14 protein-coding genes and 1 tRNA gene are annotated in these 19148 nt (G+C 52.4%); 3 read left to right on the forward strand and 12 right to left on the reverse strand.

Going from position 1 to position 19148, the window contains the following annotated elements:
• Positions 1–226: 226 nt before the first annotated feature.
• From BR04_RS06925 to BR04_RS06935, 3 genes are read right to left on the reverse strand one after another with little or no spacing between them, the layout of a single operon-like run.
• Positions 227–673: a universal stress protein gene (locus BR04_RS06925; protein WP_496355274.1), complete on the reverse strand. Its 447-nt coding sequence runs from the start codon at positions 671–673 to the stop codon at positions 227–229.
• Between the two features lie 10 nt (positions 674–683).
• Positions 684–1592, reverse strand: coding sequence for a protein kinase (locus BR04_RS06930; protein WP_496355275.1), 909 nt, complete (start codon positions 1590–1592; stop codon positions 684–686).
• Positions 1589–2164 carry a GAF domain-containing protein gene (locus BR04_RS06935; protein ID WP_496355276.1) on the reverse strand — a complete coding sequence of 192 codons (576 nt, stop codon included), beginning with the start codon at positions 2162–2164 and terminating at the stop codon, positions 1589–1591. Before BR04_RS06935 ends, BR04_RS06930 begins: the two co-directional genes overlap by 4 nt.
• Before the next feature lie 179 nt (positions 2165–2343).
• Between BR04_RS06935 and BR04_RS06940 the strand changes: the two genes are divergently transcribed.
• Positions 2344–2874, forward strand: coding sequence for a gamma carbonic anhydrase family protein (locus BR04_RS06940; protein ID WP_496355277.1), 531 nt, complete (start codon positions 2344–2346; stop codon positions 2872–2874).
• 139 nt (positions 2875–3013) lie between these two features.
• Here the strand turns inward: BR04_RS06940 and BR04_RS06945 are convergent, their stop codons facing one another.
• The 3 genes from BR04_RS06945 to acnB all read right to left on the reverse strand — a co-directional run bounded on the left by BR04_RS06945 (position 3014) and on the right by acnB (position 8116).
• Positions 3014–4798, reverse strand: coding sequence for an Lnb N-terminal periplasmic domain-containing protein (locus BR04_RS06945; protein ID WP_496355278.1), 1785 nt, complete (start codon positions 4796–4798; stop codon positions 3014–3016).
• 162 nt (positions 4799–4960) lie between these two features.
• A complete protein-coding gene (locus BR04_RS06950) occupies positions 4961–5422 on the reverse strand; it encodes a DUF3015 family protein (protein WP_496355279.1) in 462 nt (153 codons plus the stop codon).
• 177 nt (positions 5423–5599) lie between these two features.
• Complete coding sequence (acnB, locus tag BR04_RS06955) at positions 5600–8116, reverse strand: bifunctional aconitate hydratase 2/2-methylisocitrate dehydratase (RefSeq protein ID WP_496355280.1); 2517 nt, start codon at positions 8114–8116, stop codon at positions 5600–5602.
• Between the two features lie 402 nt (positions 8117–8518).
• On the opposite strand from acnB, the gene sat reads away from it, so the two are divergent.
• Positions 8519–9796: a sulfate adenylyltransferase gene (gene sat / locus BR04_RS06960; protein WP_496355281.1), complete on the forward strand. Its 1278-nt coding sequence runs from the start codon at positions 8519–8521 to the stop codon at positions 9794–9796.
• An 88-nt stretch (positions 9797–9884) separates the two neighbouring features.
• Here sat and BR04_RS06965 read toward each other — a convergent pair whose 3' ends face one another.
• Positions 9885–10418, reverse strand: a complete 534-nt coding sequence (locus tag BR04_RS06965; RefSeq protein ID WP_496355282.1) for a tRNA (cytidine(34)-2'-O)-methyltransferase — start codon at positions 10416–10418, stop codon at positions 9885–9887.
• 89 nt (positions 10419–10507) lie between these two features.
• On the opposite strand from BR04_RS06965, the gene BR04_RS06970 reads away from it, so the two are divergent.
• On the forward strand, positions 10508–11380 hold the full coding sequence (locus BR04_RS06970) for an amidohydrolase family protein (protein WP_496355283.1): 873 nt from the start codon (positions 10508–10510) through the stop codon (positions 11378–11380).
• A gap of 6 nt (positions 11381–11386) precedes the next feature.
• On the opposite strand, the gene BR04_RS06975 is transcribed toward BR04_RS06970, so the two are convergent.
• From BR04_RS06975 to BR04_RS06995, 5 genes are all read right to left on the reverse strand, one after another.
• Positions 11387–13453, reverse strand: a complete 2067-nt coding sequence (locus BR04_RS06975) for a methyl-accepting chemotaxis protein (RefSeq protein WP_496355284.1) — start codon at positions 13451–13453, stop codon at positions 11387–11389.
• 362 nt (positions 13454–13815) lie between these two features.
• Positions 13816–15741, reverse strand: a complete 1926-nt coding sequence (locus BR04_RS06980) for a B12-binding domain-containing radical SAM protein (protein ID WP_496355285.1) — start codon at positions 15739–15741, stop codon at positions 13816–13818.
• 128 nt (positions 15742–15869) lie between these two features.
• Positions 15870–15945, reverse strand: a tRNA-Val gene (locus BR04_RS06985).
• 275 nt (positions 15946–16220) lie between these two features.
• Complete coding sequence (locus BR04_RS06990) at positions 16221–17570, reverse strand: sigma-54-dependent transcriptional regulator (protein WP_496355286.1); 1350 nt, start codon at positions 17568–17570, stop codon at positions 16221–16223.
• Positions 17567–19036 carry a cache domain-containing protein gene (locus tag BR04_RS06995; RefSeq protein WP_496355287.1) on the reverse strand — a complete coding sequence of 490 codons (1470 nt, stop codon included), beginning with the start codon at positions 19034–19036 and terminating at the stop codon, positions 17567–17569. The genes BR04_RS06990 and BR04_RS06995 overlap by 4 nt, the downstream gene beginning before the upstream one ends.
• Positions 19037–19148: the final 112 nt, after the last annotated feature.

Raw genomic sequence — 19148 nt, forward strand, 5'->3', positions numbered from 1 at the left:
TTCCGGAGTGTCTGGACAGTTCACAGCCTACTGAACGCATCAAAATTTTCCCCTTTTGCATATCCAGACAGTTAGCAGTGAAACATTTAAACCGTGCTGGTAACCGTTTTTCATAGCTTTTCAATACTGGCCCGTGTCTCAAAAAGGATCATGCTGCGTATACAATATTCTGATACCCACCCTGCTTCAGCTATCGTTCCCATGCACCCTTTATCGGGCACAAGACTTACAGGGTTTTCACCACCATCACCGCCGTATTCTCAAGCGCCCTCACCAGCTTCACACTCACATCTCCCAGAACAAATTCTTCCGCCTTGCTCATTTTCTTGCGGCCAATCACCACAAGGGTATGAGGATTCTTATTAAAATACGCAATAATACCATCACCCACGGTGGCAAAAGGCCCGGAAATGATCTCCGTATGCACGTTCTCCGCCTTCAGGCCACTGTTTACAAGGATGTTCCGGGCCCGTTGCAGGGCATTGTTCCCCCGCTCGGGAAGGGCTGCGATGAAGCGGTAGCCCATCAGCTCCTCGCTGCCGGAAGGTGTCCGGTTGACATAAAGAAGGGTCACCTGTGCACTGTCCGGACAAAGACCCAATGCCGCAATATAATCCACGACAGCCGTTGAACTGGCCGAATCCGCTACCGGAATCAGAATGGAATTGATCACGCATCACCTCCTAAAGGGAACGGAGAAACCCTTCAAGGTCCTCTAGAATTTCATCAATGAATTCATAATAAATAACCGTCCCCCGCGAAAAATGCAGGAGAATGTCATTCAGCATACGGGGCAGATAGGGGTAAAGCTTTCGAAGATTCACAAATCGGCTGGCATCAAGAAGGGAAAGATCCTCTTCTTCAATCTGTGTATAAAAATCACCGTAGAGATCCGTTTCATGGCGAATATTGTAAAGTTCATGAAAACCTTTACCTACGGCATACAGGAGAATATTACCCAGCCCAAAAAGATCCAGACTGAAGGGGTTTTCCGGTGCATCGTATTCATAGTCAAAATCAATCCACACATAATGGCCTGTGCGATTCTCGATCATGAGATGGTCATTGCGGATATCTCCATGACGGAAACCATGGACATGAAGAAAACGGATGGAACGGAAAGCCTCCAGAAGCCTGGCCAGCATACCCGGAAGTACTTTCTCGTAATACACCTTGTGGGGCATACGGAAGTAGTCGCCCATGGCCAGATAAAAATTGGTACCACGCACCACATCCAGAACCCGGATATTGTTGTGTACCGAATCCCGGTAAACCTCGCCCTGCATGAAATCCGGTCGTCCCCGTACAAGATCCAGAATATCACCTTCCTTGTCCGGATCCCGATAACAGCGGATGGGAACCCCGGCGATGGTCGTCATGAAGGTCTCCAGGAAGGAAAGCTTGATGATCTTCCGTGCTCCGGTGGCATCTTCCACCACCCGCTTCACCCAGTACTTGGGATCTTCCACCCCAAAACGGCGTTCCATCTCATTGCCCGTCACCCGAAATCTGCGGCCCCCGATTTCAATGACATCACCGGATGTAATTTCAAAGATTGCTGTCGTATCCGTTACAATACGGCCATCATTCATAGGCCAAGCCCCTGCATCATACGAAGCGGCAGGTTACCCGCCGCTGCCTTCACCATCTCAAAAAAATTCCGCAAGCCCGTATGCTCAATGCGAAGCCCCAATTGGGCACCCAGAACACAGAAAGCATCCAGATCGTCTTCATGGAGCATCCAGGGGTCATTATGATAAAGTTTAATCAATCCAAGAACATACTCATGGTATTTGATGGGAACGGAAAGCATGGAAGAAATCCCTTCCTCCATAGCCGCCTCAGGAAAAAGTACACGCGCATCATTCCGGAGATCCTGATAGAAGACCGCTTCTCCAGAGAGGGTTTCCGGATTTTTGTTATGATCCACAATGATGGGGCCTTTGCGAAGATACTCCTGACTCAGGCCGTGGCTGGTCACACGGAAAAGCTGCTGTTCCCGATCATCGTAAAGAAAAATACTGCATGCCTTGATCTTAAAGGCACTACAGATCCCTTCCACGAGATGCTGATTCAGAACCGTAAGATCCTCATAGGTGGAAATGGCATGACTGATAGCCTTAAACTCCCGGAGAGTGATCCGGGATACGGGTTTCTGCTCCATGGGTTTTCCTCGCTTTGCTGAAGTTGCAAAAAAGACAATAAAATGCCAGGAAAAATAAGGGCTGCCGAACAGGTTAAAAAGAAGATTTTCTTGTTTCAAATCATAAACCATGGTTTGCTGTTCCGTCAAATCTTAAAACGAACCTTGAAATCCTCCCCCCCTTTCAAAAGGAGATTGCAATGACTCTGTATTGTTTTGAAAAGAAGACTCCCCTTCTTGCCCATGATGTCTTTGTTGCTCCAAATGCCACCCTCATTGGTGATGTTCACATGGATTCAGGCAGCTCTCTCTGGTTTTCCGCCGTGATCCGGGGAGATACCTCTCCCATCCGCATTGGGGAAGGAACCAACATCCAGGATCTCTGTGTGCTGCACGCAGACCCGGGCTTTCCCCTCACCCTCGGATGCCGCATCACAGCAGGCCACAGGGCCATCCTCCACGGCTGTACGGTGGAAGACGACTGTCTCATCGGTATGGGTGCCATTGTCATGAACGGGGCTGTGATCGGCAGAGGCAGCATTGTCGCTGCGGGGGCTGTGGTGCTGGAAAATACACGGGTGCCAGCCTTCAGTCTGGTGGGGGGAATGCCGGCAAAGGTCATCCGGACACTGGGAGAGGAAATCCTGAAAAAAATAGGCGAATCCGCAGATCATTATCGTGAAAAAGCCCGGTGTTACCGTAACTGCGAAGTATTCGGGGAAAATTCATGAAACGGATCGTACCGGAATCAGAAAGGGCTTCCCCACAACCTGATTAAATACTTATTTATTAAAACAATTCAGCAACATAACCAGAATTACATGGAGAAATTGGCCGACTGCCCCATAACGGCTGTCCTGCCACCCCAAATCAATGGAACCAATGCAGGGCCAGAAGGGTACGAAGTTCCGATTGTTCCCAACGCTGCTGATGTAACGCCGAAATCCCCAGATGCCAGTTGACCCCAAGACGCAGGCTCCCCTCCAAGCCTGCGGCAGCAGCGTAACCATCCTGCCCCAGAGCAAAACCGCCTCCTTCGGTAAAAATCTGCCATTTGCTGTTTCCAAAAAGCCTTAAAATCCAACCGATTCGCATCACAGCCCCCAGACTGTGACCATTTTCAAGACCTGAACCTGCAAAAAAACGGGGCATCCCCATCAGATACACCAAACCTGCCTTCCCCCCTCCCCAGGAAAAGCCCGCACCACCGCCAAGTCTCAGGAGCCGCCCCCTCTTTTCTCCAGGAATTCCCTCAAGTCCCGCACCGGCAGCCCAGGAGAGGGGCGTAAAAAAACGATCCCTTGGAGACAAAGAAACAATATCAATGGCATCAAAGCTTTCCAGCTGAGCCCCTTCACCTTCTGGGCCCAGACGCAGGCGTGTCTCACCAAAAACAATACGGATACCGTCACTTTCCGGATAATCCGGATCCGTCAGATCCGTAAATGCAGGCCGATAGGCAAGACTCATGGCCGTTCTGCCATCCACCACCTGTACTCCCAGGGCCATACGGGAAGATCCGTGAAGCGTATCCGGGCGGCGGGGTATGGGAACAGGGGGAAGAGTATCTGCAAGCCCCATACGGCTGCGTACCCTGAGGGCATGAATCAGGGTTTTCTGATACGCTTTCTGATCCATCTTTTTTTTCACAAACTGATAACGGATACAGTCGATCACCGTATCCAGAACCCGGATGGCCCTCAGGGTTTCCAGTTCCTGAACGGTTTCAGGAGATTTTTTCCCTTCAAGGATTTCAAAGGCCAAATCCTGATCTTCCGGACTGAGAAGGGAAAGCCTGTGCCGGATGATGGTGGCACGGCTGGGCTGATACTCAGCCTCCACGATCAGTCCTTCCTTTTGCAGAGCCCGCACCGTATCCACAGGAATGACCCAGAGGGGAAAGGTATCTGTGAGATCCAAACCGGGACGGGCAGCTTCCACAAGATACATCAGGGTAAAGGAGCAATTCTCATCAAAGAAAAAATAATCCGAACTGACCCCCTCCATTTCCCGGATATGCCGAACCATGGCATCCATTTCATGGGGAGCCAGATCCAGCCGGTATTCCCAGATATCCCTCTGGTTGATTTCTCCGTACTCCTGGATTTTTTTGTAATAAGGAAGAACATTGAAGAATCCGGGATAAAAACCGAAAATCCCCTTGAACGCAAAAACAAAACCGTTGGTCTCCCGGGTATGGGCCTCATAGTTCACAGCCTTGTCCAGCACCCTGGCACTGTTGTCCATACGCAGGGTCATGAGAGTATGTCCAAACATGGAGGCCGGACTGTTCATGAAGTAGGCAGGAAAAACAAGACGGGCGGATGCGGGATGAATGTTCGCAAGGTCTGGACAGAAGGGCTGTGGAAAACCTTCTTCTTCCGCCTGCAGCCGGACATGCAGCCAGTGATGACGTGCGATGTAAAGACAGGGATTCTCTGCCTGACCTGAAAACAGAAAATGAATGGCAGCCTCCATCTCCGCCTGGGGATTTTCTTTTCCCTCAGGGGAGAAAAAAAAACGGCTGTCATCAATGCGGCTTTTAAAACCGCCCCCCAGAGGGACATGGTAGTGGTAAAGGACATGCCAGTAGGAATCCTCAGCAAGCCTGAGATCCCTTGCCTTCTTCACAAGAGCGTCAAGGCTGTCCGCCATGCCGATCCCCGGCAGTAAAAAAAACAACACAAGAAACAGAAACCCATTCTTTCTGCACCCGATACCCAGCATTTTCCCCCTGAAAAGATGCATAGAAAAATCCGGTCTTCCCTTCTGGCAGGACCGGATTTCCTTACTTTGCTAATACTTCATGGAAATTGATCAGATGCGCTCAAGAATACCCGCAATCTGATCCACCACTTCCGTTCCCTTAACAGCGCCGTGGGGATAAATTTCGTCAAAATTCATCTGAAGAGCTGCATAAAAATCGCCTTTGCGGCTTTCATCCACGTCAGCCAGTTCCGCCAGGGCATCCAGAGTTTCGCCTGTGCCCATGGCAATATCCACAGCAAGGGCATCCATGTTGTCTGCGACAAAACGATCCAGCTGCTCACGTTTTGCCACATTGGCGGGTTTATCACACCCCAGAGTACCGGAGCTGATACCAAAGGTCTGGTTACCAGAAGTACCATTGGTGGTGGCAGCCATGACCTGCCATACCAGACCATCTTTTTCCTGAATCATCAAAGTCCCGAGACCGCAGCCGACATTGTCCTTGTTCACAGCAAAGGCAGGGGCTGTCACAAAAAGACCTACGATAAGAGCCGCAAAAATACGTTTCACAAAGACCTCCTTAACATTGGGGTTTGAGAATTCAGGAATACAGGACATCATCCCGCACTCCCCATGAACCACGCTAAAGAAACATGCCTTCTTATTACACGGAATCTCCGGGGTAAGGCAAGGACAATCCGGAAAACGGCAGACGATAAAAAAAGCATCCCCCCAACGGAACGTTTATCAGGTTCCGGCAAAACGCAGCATCCGGAAGAGAGCCTCCTCCCTGCCCCCCACCCTTTCCTGCATCCGGCTGAAGTAGAGCTCCGGTTCCGGAAGCTTTCCAAGGGTGGCGGCGATGGCGCAAAGCTCCGCAGACCCTAAAAAGACCCGTGTATTGTCACCCATACGATCCGGAAAATTCCTTGTGGATGTGGAAAGGGCCGTGCTGCCCGATGCAATACGGGCCTGATTGCCCATGCACAGGGAACATCCCGGAATCTCCATGCGTGCTCCGGCCCTTCCAAAGACACTGTACAGGCCTTCACGCCGGAGCTGATCCGCATCCATGCGGGTGGGCGGACACATCCAGAGCCGGGCGGGAAGATCCGCCTTTCCCTCCAGAAGCGCTGCGGCAGCCCGGAAATGGCCGATATGGGTCATGCAGGAACCGATGAAGACATCCTGCACCCCTTCTCCCGCCACTTCCGACAGAAGACGCACGTCATCGGGATCATTGGGACAGGCGAGAATCGGCTCTGTGATGCTTTCAAGATCAATCTCAATCACCGCCGCATAGTCCGCATCCCTGTCCGCCTCCAGAAGAACGGGGGCTTCACACCAGGCCTCCATGGCATCAGCCCTGCGTCTGAGGGTGGCGGCATCCCCATAGCCCTCATCCGCCATACGACGCAAAAGAGCGGCAGAAGAATGCAGATAGGCCGCAACCCTGTCCGGACGCAGACGGATACAGCTTGCCGCAGCGGAGCGCTCTGCGGAGGCATCGGTCAGCTCATAGGCCTCCTCCACCTCCAGATCCTCCAGCCCCTCGATTTCGAGAATCCTGCCGGAAAAGACATTCTTCTTCCCTGCCTTGGCCACGGTGAGCAGTCCCTCCCGGATGGCCACAAGGGGAATGGCATTCACAAGATCCCTCAGGGTGATGCCGGGTTTCCTCCGTCCCCTGAACCGCACCAGAACAGACTCCGGTACGTCAAGGGGCATGGTGCCCATGGCAGCGGCAAAGGCCACGAGACCTGAGCCTGCGGGAAAGCTCAGGCCCACGGGAAAGCGGGTATGGGAATCTCCGCCCGTTCCCAGGGTATCGGGAAGAATCATCCGGTTCAGCCAGGAGTGGATCACCCCGTCTCCGGGTTTCAGGGCCACCCCACCCCGCTCCATCATGAAGCCCGGCAGGGTATCGTGCATCCTGATATCCACGCTTCTGGGATAAGCCGCCGTATGGCAGAAACTCTGCATCACAAGATCTGAGGCAAAACGCAGACAGGCCAGCTCGGTCAGTTCATCCCGGGTCATGGGGCCTGTGGTGTCCTGGGAGCCCACCGTGGTCATGACCGGCTCACAGGACATCCCCGGCCGTACCCCCTTGAGACCGCAGGCCTTTCCGATGATTTTCTGGGCCTGGGTATAGCCCTTTCCCGTGTCCGGAGGCTGAGATACCTCACGGAAAAGACCAGCCACCTCTTTCCTGCCGAGGGCTTCCGCCGCCTTCCGGGTCAGGGTGCGGCCCACAATCAGAGGGATGCGTCCTCCGGCCCGTACCCCATCAGGAATCACAGGGGTTTTCAGGGAAAACGCCGCGATCTCCCTGCCCGAAGCCTCCTCAATCCGCCCCCTGTGGGGATAGATCCGGATCTCCTGACCGGTAAAAAGACCCGTGACATCGCACTCAATGGGAAGGGCTCCGGAATCTTCCAGGGTATTGAAGAAAATGGGCGCAATCTTACCTCCCAGCACCACCCCGCCCTGACGCTTGTTGGGCACAAAGGGAATGTCCTCACCAATGTGCCAGAGGAGAGAGTTGGTGGCGGATTTGCGGGAAGATCCCGTTCCCACCACATCTCCCACAAACACAAGGGGAAGCCCCTTTTCCTTGAGCTTCCGGATCTGTTCCAGGGGCTTTTCCATGCGGGACCGCAGCATGGAAAGGGCATGCAGGGGAATATCCGGACGGCTCCAGGCCTCGCCTGCGGGGGAAAAGTCGTCGGTGTTGATCTCCCCATCCACCTTGAAAACGATGCAGTGCACAAGATCCGGAAGCTCCGGCTTTTTCGCAAACCAGTCCGCCCTGGCCCAGGATTCCAGCACCCTGCGGGCCGCAGGCAGGGTTTTTGCCATGGCGGCAACCTCATCAAAAACGTCCAGCACAAGAAGGGTATCCGAAAGAGCCTCTGAAGCGGCCTCTCCATGACTTTCATGGGAAAGCAGGGAAAGGAGATGGCGGACATTGTACCCCCCCCGCATGGTTCCCAGAAGACGCACAGCCTCGGCGGGTGAAATAACGGGGGATTTTTTTCCCCCTGTGGCAAGCTCCCCAAGAAAATCCGCCTTCACCTTTGCCGCAGGATCCACACCAGGAGACACCCTGTCCCGCAGAAGAAAAACAAGAAAATCTTCTTCTCCCTCAGGGGGAGAAAGAAGAAGATGACACAACGCCTCGGTTTGAGAAGCATCCAGAGGAAGGGCTGGAATCTCCTGAGCCGTCCTTTCGGCAAGCTGGCTGCGATAGGCATCTAACATGATATTTTTCCTTAAAAAAGTTTAAGCAGGAATCACTCAAAGACGATTTCCGGAAAAGCCATGGAGAGCAGAGACCATCCCGGCCCCGTTCCCTCCGGCTTTTTCACTCCGTACACATGGGCCTTATGTACTGGATGCGGGATAGGGATTCAATGAAATTTTCCACAGTCTCCAGATCAGACAACACTCCTCTTTTGCAGATGCGTTTTACCCATAAAAAAGCGGCCTCCTTTTTTCTGAAAGCCTTCATTTATAAGCAGCTTCAGAGGCAGGCAGGATTTCTGACCTTGACAAAACGCCGCTTTCTTATTAAGCACACCGACTGAAAAGAAATGAATGGCTGTCCATTGGGACAGCTTCGGATCGCATCCATATCATACCCCAGAAAAAGGAGTGGAACGCATGTCTAAACTTGTAGCCCCCCATGGTGGAAAAGGTCTTACCTGCTGTCTGCTGGAAGGCGCAGCCAAGGACGCCGAACTGGCAAAAGCAGCCGGCCTGAAAAAAGTCACCATCACCCCCCGTGAAGAAGGTGACCTCATCATGATGGGTATCGGTGGTTTTTCCCCCCTTACCGGCTTCATGACCGAAGCAGACTGGAAAGGCGTTTGCGAAAACTTCCTTATGGCCGATGGTACCTTCTGGCCCATCCCCGTAACCCTCTCCGCTGACAAAGCGGATGCCGAAGCTATCAAAGACGGCGAAGAAATTGCTCTGGTTACCGTTGCCGGCGAAATCATGGCGACCATGAAGGTCACCGAAAAATTCGAAATGACCGAAGCCAAAAAGCGCTGGGAATGCGAAAAAGTATTCATGGGCGAAGGCACCAAAACCGCAGACGAGTTCTGGAAGATCGCAGAAGAAGATCACCCCGGTGTTCAGATGGTTATGGGTCAGAAAGACTTCAACCTGGCCGGTCCCGTGAAAGTTCTCTCCGAAGGCATCTATCCTGAGCGCTACAAAGGTGTGTACCTTTCCCCCGCCCAGGCCCGTGCCATCTTTGAAGAACGCGGCTGGAGTGATGTTGCTGCCCTGCAGCTCCGTAACCCCATGCACCGTTCCCATGAATACCTTGCCAAAATTGCTGTGGAAGTCTGCGACGGCGTGTTCATCCACTCCCTCGTTGGTAACCTGAAGCCTGGTGACATTCCCGCACGTGTTCGCGTAAACTGCATTGACACCCTGGTAGACAAATACTTTGTAAAAGAAAACGTACTTCAGGGTGGTTACCCCCTGGATATGCGTTATGCCGGTCCCCGCGAAGGTCTGCTCCACGCCACCTTCCGTCAGAACTACGGCGTATCCCGCATGATCATCGGTCGTGACCACGCTGGTGTAGGCGATTTCTACGGTATGTTCGAAGCCCAGACCATCTTCGACAAAATCCCCTACCCCGCCGAAGATGGCAAGGCCCTCAAGTGCATGCCTCTCAAAATCGACTGGACCTTCTACTGCCTGAAGTGCGACGGTATGGCCTCCCTGCGTACCTGCCCCCATGGCAAAGAAGACCGCGTTATCCTTTCCGGTACCATGCTCCGCAAGGGCCTTTCCGAAGGTGCCCCCATTGCCGATCACTTCGGTCGTGAGGAAGTTCTCGACATCCTGCGTGAATACTATGCAGGTCTGACCGAAAAAGTAGCCATCAAGACCCACGCTGCTGCCACGGGCGCTGGTCAATAGGTCTGAATCCGCCCTCAGGCGGATGAATTTCTGATACATGGGGAGGTACGGTTTTTCCGTACCTCCTTTTTTTTAGAAAAAAACCAGACTACCATTCATGGGAGAGATCTCCCCCCCGCATACTCTCAAAAAGGGCAATACCCACAGCCGTTGACAGGTTCAGGGATCGAATTTCAGCATAAATGGGAATATGAAAACGATTCCCCTGAAAACGTTCCAGAATTTCCCGGGGCAGCCCCTGGGATTCAGACCCGAAAACAAGAAACATGCGTGTACGCCAGGGCATTTCCCGAAAAGAACGGCTTCCTGTCTTGGTAAAAAAGAAAAGCTCTTCGTCTTCCGCTTTCATACCGCGAACAAAGGCATCAAAATCCGGCCATACCCGGACATCCACCCTGGGCCAGTAATCCAGCCCTGCCCGTTTGACCTCCCTCGCCCCCAGAGAAAACCCCAGGGGTTCCACAAGATGCAGCACAGACCCCGTACCAAGACAGGTGCGGCCCACACATCCCGTATTCCATGGGATTTCAGGATGTACCAGCACAATATGCCGCTTTCCCTGTTCAGCATTCTTTTTTTCCATCTTTTTTGGCAAAGCCCCCATAGTAAGGTATAACACCATGCAACACATCCGGACGCATGTCCTGCGGTACGCATTCAGGCCGCCTACGGGTAGCCCAATCCGCCTCACTTTTCAAGAAAAGAAACACCATGCGCATTGACTGCCATACCCATCTTTTCCCCGAAGCTGTACAAAAAAACCGGAACGCATTTTTCGACGATCCGGTTTTTTCCCTTTTATATCAAAACCCAAAAGCAAAACTGGAAGGCCCGGAGGCCCTTCTCCTGTCCATGAAAAAACACGGCGTGGATCTTTCCCTTGCCGTCGGCTTTCCCTGGCGCAATCCAGACCGGCTGAAAACCCACAACGATTTCCTCCTTGAAACCGCAGCCCAAAATCCGGGACGTATCCAGGCCCTCTGCTGTGTACATCCTGAAGATCCCTGGGCCGAAAAGGAAGCCCGGCGCTGCCTTGAGGCCGGTGCCCTTGGCCTTGGAGAAATCGCCTGCTATGACAAAGACTTTGATGCGGGTATCCTCAAGAATCTTGATCCGGTCATGGCCCTGTGCCGGGAGTTTTGCGCTCCGGTTCTTCTCCATGTGAACGAGCCCGTGGGCCACAGGTATCCCGGCAAAGCCCCCATCACCCTTCAGGGCATTGAAGCCCTGATTCTGCGGTTTCCCGAAAACCGCATTATTCTTGCCCACGGCGGTGGCGGTTATCCCTTTTACAGCCTCATGAAAAAAGGGCTTGCGGGCCATCCGGACTTTCTCGTTTTCGACACCGCAGCCTTTCCCTACCTTTACCAGAAAGCAATCTATCCCACTCTGACAAAACTGCTGGGTCCGGAACGTCTGCTTTTCGGATCGGACTGGCCCCTTCTGGAACCGGATCGTTATTTCATGGAAATGACGGAAGCAGGGCTTCCCTCCGAAATCCTGAAAGCGGTCTGTGGTCAAAATGCGGAAAGGTTTCTGCGCCGATCCGCAAAAACCCTTCCTTCTGATACCCTGCTGCGATAAAGGGAGCTATACTTTGAAGCGCCGCATCATGTCCCGGATTTCCTCGGAAAGCCTGGAAAGTTCCCGTACCGTTTCCTGTACCTGATTGCTGGCACTCTCCACCTGGGTTGCGGCGGCACTCACGGAAGCCATATCCCGTGCAATATCATCGGATACCTGGGTCATTTCTCCGCTCTGGCCATTGGCCTCATCCACCATGCCGGACGCTGCGGCAATGTTGGCTGCCACCTCCCGGATGGCGGAAGACTGTTCTTCTATGGCTGCGGCAATGGTGCCCACGATGTGGTTCACCCCCTGTATCCCCTTCACAATCCCTACAATATCTGCACTGGCCCGTTCTGAAGCCGCCTGAATACCATTGATCTTCTCCCGGATATCTCCCGTTGCCCTGGCCGTCTGCCCTGCCAGTTCCTTAATTTCTCCGGCAACAACGGCAAACCCCTTGCCCGCTTCTCCGGCTCTGGCCGCCTCAATGGTTGCATTTAAAGCAAGAAGGTTGGTCTGATCCGAAATTCCGTTGATGGTTTCCGTTACCTTACCGATTTCCTGGGCAGCAGCCCCAAGGGTTTTCATCACTTCAGCAAAACCTTCGGCCTGCTTCACCGACATTTCTGTGCTGGCGTTGGCTTTTCCGGTATTGCTGGCAATTTCAGCGATGGTGGACGTCATCTCTTCCATGGCAGAGGCCACCGAGGTGAGATTGCCGGCAGAGCGTTCCATTTTTTCCGCCATGGCCCGGGCAGATACGCTCATTTCCTCGGCAGCAGCCGCCACTGTTTCCGCCCGTTTGCTGGACTCCTTAGCCCCCTCGGCCGTCTGCTCCGAGATACTGGAAAGTTCCGTGGATGAAGAGGCCAGGGTTTCCACCCCCCCGTTCAGGCGGGTAAAAACGCTCCTCAGGGAAGCTGCCATCTCCGCCATCTGCCGCCCCATGTCGCCCAGTTCATCCTTACGGGTGAGAAGTCCTGAAGGTACCGTACGGGTCATGTCCCCCGAAGAAATGGCCTTAAAAAGCCTGCTGCTCTGGCCAAGGGGAATCACGATACTGCGGGTGATGACAAAACCAAAACCAACGGCCAGTACCAGGGCAACCAGCAGCCCTGTCAGGGTCAAGGTCTTGTTTCTTGCGGACAAGGCCCTGAGGGAAACCCCTTCACGGGTGGCAATGCCCCGGTTGATGACCACCACCCTGTCGAGGTGTGACATGGCTTTCTCCTGCAAAGACAAGACCTGATTCATCAGCATCTGGGTCAGTTCATTCTGCATGTCCTGAATCCGGAAGGCCTCATCCAGAAGCACGTCAAATCCTTCGAATACCTTCTCCGCAGAAGCCTGCATTTTCTCATGAAAAATCCGCAGGGCTTCTTCACGATCCTCCCGGCCGATGGCACTGCGAATCCCGGAAACACTTTCATGAAACAGACGGTGGGGTTCCTGCATCCCTTTCAAAGCCTTCTGGAGATCCGGGTTGGAGGTGGAAAAAGAGGCCAGCCAGCGCCCGAAATTACATTCTTTGTGGTCTTCCCCTCCCTCAAAGTCCTCGCCCGTCAGCAGAAAATCTGCCACCTCGTTCATGAGGGCATAATGATTTGCCCGGAACATCTGGAGGTATCCCAGCAGCTCATCCGGGTTCAGAATGCCCGTGGCATCCAGCTCCTGGGATCGGGCAATAAAGACATCGTTCACCTCCCGCCATTCCGAAAGAACCGCCTGAAAAGCCTGCCACTCCCGGGTTTCCTCAGGCGTCTGGGGCAAGGGGGCATAAAGATCCGCAGCAACGCCATAGGCCTTTCGGGCCGCATCGATGGCTGCATAGGCATCCTGTCTGACCTCCATGGGATTTCTGGGGTTTAAAAGACTGCGCTGGGCGGAGATCAGTTTTTCAAGCTGGTATTCCATAATCAGTACGGCATCCAGACTGGGAAGCCGTACCACCACGATTTCATCTGCGGCAAGATCTGTTTTTATGGATGCCACATAGCCCAATCCCCCCAGAAAAAAAATAATGAGGATCAGCAGACCAAAACTCAAGGTCATGCGTTTGCCCACTTTGAGATTGTTCAAAAAATTCATATGTCCTCTCCTTTGCAAAAAAAAACTTTTCTGTATAAGGGATTGTCTCTCAACTTTTCCGGGAAAAATGGTGGGATAAAGGCTGAAAACAAGATCGGGATCCGGATAAAAAATTTTCTGATGACCACCTTGCTTCAGCTATCATTCCCTCACTGGAGTCCGGGAGCACGATGGATTCAATGCTGTAGTGGGAAACTGCAAGGCTGAGTCAGGGGAGTCGTCAGAAAAAAATTTATTTTGAAAGGCAATATAGATCAGTAAAGGCCACAGTGTCCAGTAAAAACCCCAGGGTTCCGCACCAGCAGTATCCCCCATGGGATACCTTCCGGTTCCGCAACAGACACAGCCCTTCCATGGGGCCTTCAGGAATTTTTTTTCCCAAAAGCCCCCAGCCAGCAGGCATCCCCTGCTGTCATCTCCAGCCAGCGCAGCTGAGCCGTCATCGCGCTGAAAGTCACAAGGGGAAGGGCTTCTGCAAAAACGGCCATGGTATCCTGCCAGCCATAAAGGCGTTCTTCAGGAACCCTGGCATCCACAAGAACCGCATCCCAGTCTTCCAGAGATTCCAGCATGTCCCGGCCCGGCAGCTTCTTTTTACACCACCAGTACACCCTGCGATGCATGGGGCCTTCCCAGGCATCCACAAAAGTTCGGGATACCAGGGTAAAAATCATACTGCGGTTTCCGGGTTCTTCCTCAAGAAAACGCAGATCCTCGTCCAGAAAATGGGGCCGCTGCATGGAAGAAATTTCCAGAAGCCGTCGGGTATCCGGCAGGGATGGCGGTTCAAAAAAAACCATCTCCAAAGGCGTGAAGGGATGCAGATCTGTCACCATGGTTACAAGATTCTCAAGTCTTGCCATGTCCGCACCATCCGGAGGAATCAGAAGCTGGTACGGCTGGGTCAGCCTTCTTGCCACCTTGCGAATCTCTTCCATCTTCCGTTTCCCTGGCAAAAAGAGCTTGGCAAAATAGCCCTCCCCGGCCTCCTCTCCGGGAAATACCCGGATATCCTCCATGTGTCCGGAACCCTGATGGTAAATCCCGTCAAACTCCGGGAAAGGATAAAGTACCGTATCCAGACGTTCTCCCGCCATGTACAGGCTATCCCGCAAGGCCTCTTCGGAAAAGGAAGGCGTGGATCTCACTGTATAGGGGGGGGAAGCGGAAAAGTGCAGCCCAAGCTCTCCGGCCCTCTGTCTGAAATCCGTTCCGGGTAAAATACTCAGGGGAAACACCTGAACATCATCGCTAAGCCCATGGGCCACCACAAAATCCACGGATCGCAAAAAGCCTCCGGGATCATCACCGGGAAGTCCTGCGATAAGATCAATACGGGGGAGAATACCAACGTCCTTTAAATGCCCCACACCCGCAAGAAAAGCCCCAAGGTCGGTAGGACGGTTCATCTGGCGCAGTACTTCAGAATGAATACTCTGAAGACCGATCTCAAACCCTTCAAAACCCGCCCTGGCAAATTTTTCCGCCAACTCCCGGGTAATACCCTCTGCACGGATTTCACTCTGGATACGCAATTTCTGCCCCCTGTTCACCAGGGCAAGGGCATCCAGAAATTCGGGCAGATCCCTGCGACCATCCAGGGTGGGATCCAGCAGAAAAAGTTCCGAAATCCCCCTGTCAATGGCCCAGCGAACTTCTTCCATCAATATGGGAATGGGACGGAACACCCTTTTTTTCAGGGCCTTGTTGTAAAAACAGTAAGCACAGCGAAACGGACAGCCCCGCTGGGTTTCAAGGAGCATCATGTCTTCGATATGCGGTTCCAGGAGATCGGAAAGATAGGGACTCCGGCTTTTTTCAAAAATATCCGCCCCATCCATACGAAAGCTTCCCGCAGCCCAGAGTTCCGGTTTTTGCAACAATGCCCGGAACGCTGCCTCACCTTCGCCGTAGATATAGAGATCCACAACCGCATCCCGGCAACGGGGATTCTCCGGAGTCACTTCCGGCCCTCCGAACAGAATACGACAACCGCAGCGCTCCTTGACCCTCGCGGCAAGATAACGTGCCCTGTCCACATTCCAGCAAAATACGGAAAACCCCAGGACATCAGGTTTTAAGGCCACAATCCAGTCTTCCAGCGCAGCGTCAGAAAGATAGGAGGCCAGACTTTCAGGCACAAGACTGACCCTGACATCGAGATCCATCACCGCCTGTTTGAGACAGGCGGCGCCCAAAGGGACATTGCCCGTCCGCAAGCCATAACTCAGTCTCGGAATGGGAAGCTGCAACAATATCACATGCACATTCTTTTCCTCAAAGGACATGGGCGTCTCCCATAAAAGCCCCAGGGGGCATGACAGAAAACCGGCAGGCCGAAATCCTTCGCCTGCCCTGTGCCGTAAAATGCAAAAAACCCGGCAGGCCTTGGCCATACCGGGTCTTCATACTTGAATGGTAGGCGCGTCCGGACTCGAACCGGAGACTTCTACCGTGTCGGGGTAGCGCTCTACCAACTGAGCTACGCGCCTGAAACAGATGTTGTCTTTAGCCTCTTTTACCCATCCGGTCAAGAAAAATATCAAAACCAGCCCACAAAAAAATCACTTCTTCGCTGTTTTATCCGCTGCATGATCCTTTTTGGGGGCGGCCACCAAGAGCGGACATTCCAAAATAAATCTGAGTTATGACCCAACTCAGCTGCGTCATCCCTGGCCCTGCTCTTGTTTCCGTATCCTTTCCCAGACAGGAAAAAGCCGTCGTCCGATATTTTCAACTGACCCTTCAACAATTCCCGTACCGTCCCCTATCTTTTCAGCTGATATTTCTTGATTTTGTTATACATGGTCAAACGGCTGACCTTTAAAAGACTGGCCGCCTGGGCAATATTCCACTGCGTAAGCCCCAGAACCTTCTCAATATGATTCTTTTCCACCTCATCAAGGGATAAGACCCGTTCTCCGGAATCCTCATCCACAACAGGGAAAAAAAAGGAAAGATCCTCCAGTTCAATGAGACTTCCCTTTGCCACAACCATGGCCCGCTCAATGACATTACGGAGTTCCCGGACATTCCCCGGCCAGTTGTAATCCACAAGCATATCCAGACTGTCACTGGAAATATCCAAAACAGCCTTGTTCATGGATTGGGAATATTTCTTGATAAAAAACCTTGCAATGGAAGGAATATCCAGTCTTCTTTCCCGCAGCGGGGGAATGGAAATGGTCACCACATTCAGTTTGTAATACAGATCCTTTCGGAAAACCCCATTCTGAACCAGACGTTCAAAATCATGGGTTGTGGAAGATATCACGCGGAAATGGGCCGCCATCTCCCTGTCACCTCCCAGCCGTACCAGCTTCTTCGTTTCCATGACACGCAGAAGCTCTTCCTGTATTTTCGGGCTGATAATCCCAACCTCATCAAAAAAAACAGTCCCATTGTCCGCCATTTCCAGCCGCCCCTGTCGGCTGTAAAGGGCCCCTGGAAAAGCACCTTTTTCATGACCAAACAGCTCGCTTTCAAGATAGGCTTCCGATGGTGCGGCACAGTTAACGGTAATCATGGGTGCATACCTTCTCATGCTGTTGCTGTGTATGGCCTTTGCCACCAGCTCCTTACCCACCCCGCTTTCTCCCCGGATCACCACAGCAGCATCGGTCTGTGCCACCTCGATAATCTTATCGATCACCTTCTTGATTCCCGGGCTTTCACCAATAATTTCATCGGCAAGGGAGATGCCCTCTATATGCTGCCTGAGCTGCCGGTTTTCATAAAAAAGCTTCCGTTTTTCCACGGCATTACGGATAAGATGCCCCATCTCATCGGGATCCACGGGCTTGACGACATAGTCAAAAGCACCTTCCTTCAGGGCCTGTATGCTGGTATCCACAGACGCAAAGGCAGTCATGATAATGGTAATGATATTTTCGTCTATTTTTCGAATTCTTCGCTGTAGTTCAAGACCATCCATTCCCGGCATCTTGATATCGAGCATTACAATATCCCAGCTTTTTTTTTGCAGCTGCAACAAAGCGCTGCTGGCATCTTCCGCTGACCCCACGCAGTACCCATCCAGCTCAAACCACTGGGTAAGGGAATTTCTGATAGAGGCTTCATCATCAACAATCAAAATGGCTATATCCGAAGGTTTCATGTTTCCTGCTTCCCCGCTCCGTTTTCACCTTTTTCCCGGTACACCCTGGGTAAAGTAATGGAAAATTTTGTACCCTGGCCCTTTTTCGACTGAACACGGATATCTCCCGAATGATGCTGCACAATCCCGTATACGGCTGAAAGCCCCAGCCCCAGACTGCTGCTGCCCTGCTTTGTGGAAAAAAAAGGATCGAATATATAGGGAAGATCCTTTTCATCAATACCAGATCCCCTGTCAAGCACTTCCACACAAACCGTATCCGGCCTCCCATAGTCTGTCCGTACAAGAACGGACGATCCCTCTTCGGAAGATTCAAGGGCATTGACAATGAGGGCGACAAAAATCTGCTGCATGGCTCCGGGATCACACTGCACCAGATCATTTCCTTCGCCGGGTTCCGCCTTCAGCGCAATACTCCGCATCCTCGCCGTATGCTCAATCACACGCATACTGAGGGCCACCACCTCATTCATGTGCACATGCTGTACGGAAAGCAGAGATTGCTTTGCAAACAGCAACAGGTTCTTGACAATGTCTCCGCATCGCTTTGCCTCACCGGCAATAATGGAAAGATTGTCCACAACCCTGTCCAGATCCTTTCTGCTGACCTCCTCCTTATCCAGATATCGGGCAGAAAGTTTGGCATAGGAAAGAATCCCTGACAAAGGATTGTTAATTTCATGGGCCGCCATGGCGGACAATCTGCCAAGGGAAGCCATTTTTTCTGAAAGGGCCAGGGAAGACTTTGTCCTTCTGAGCTCCTGCTCTGCCGCCCGCTGCTGCTTATGGGTCAGGTAAGCCCCCCGGATAATATGCAAAAATATGAATACATTCAGCATAATAATCACGAGGGAAACCGCCACGATATGCTCGACAAGAAGGCTCATCTCAGCGTGGATGTCATCCACATAGATTCCCGTGCCAATCACCCAGCCCCAGGGCGCAAACCCCTTTACATAGGAAATTTTAGACGCCATCACAGAAGGATCATCATGGGCCTGCCATTTGTAGCGGACATACCCCGAACCCGCATCCGATACAAGGTGGATGATTTCAAGAAAGACCCGTTTTCCATCGGGATCGGTATAGTCGGAAAGATCCTTCTGGATCAGATCCGAACGGTTGGGATGAATAATCATCCGGGGACTCATATCGTTGATCCAGAAATATTCCTTCATTTCATGACCATAGTGCAGGTTTTTAATCTGGGCGATGGCCTGCTCCTGGGCCTGTTCCCGACTAAGAAGTCCCATCTGCTCATCATTGTTCAGTTTGGCAAGGATATTCCAGGCCGAATTGGTAAGTTCACGGATCATCTCTTTTTTTCTGTCCATGCCACTGTTTTTAATGGTGGGAATAATGACAAAAAAAAAGGCCGATATAAAAAGAACAATGGTGAGAAAAGTAGGCACAACAACCCGACCCAGAAAACTGCCCCATGGGAAGGCACTATGTGGTGTAATCATGCAATCGTCTCCACTGGAAGTTGAGCCTTGCCACCCCTCTTCTGAACACAGAAATCCGGGCGTTCTTTGGGGATAAGGTCTTTTTTCACAGCACTGCAACGCACGTAACCCG

Source organism: Desulfobotulus sapovorans DSM 2055 (genome assembly GCF_059569355.1).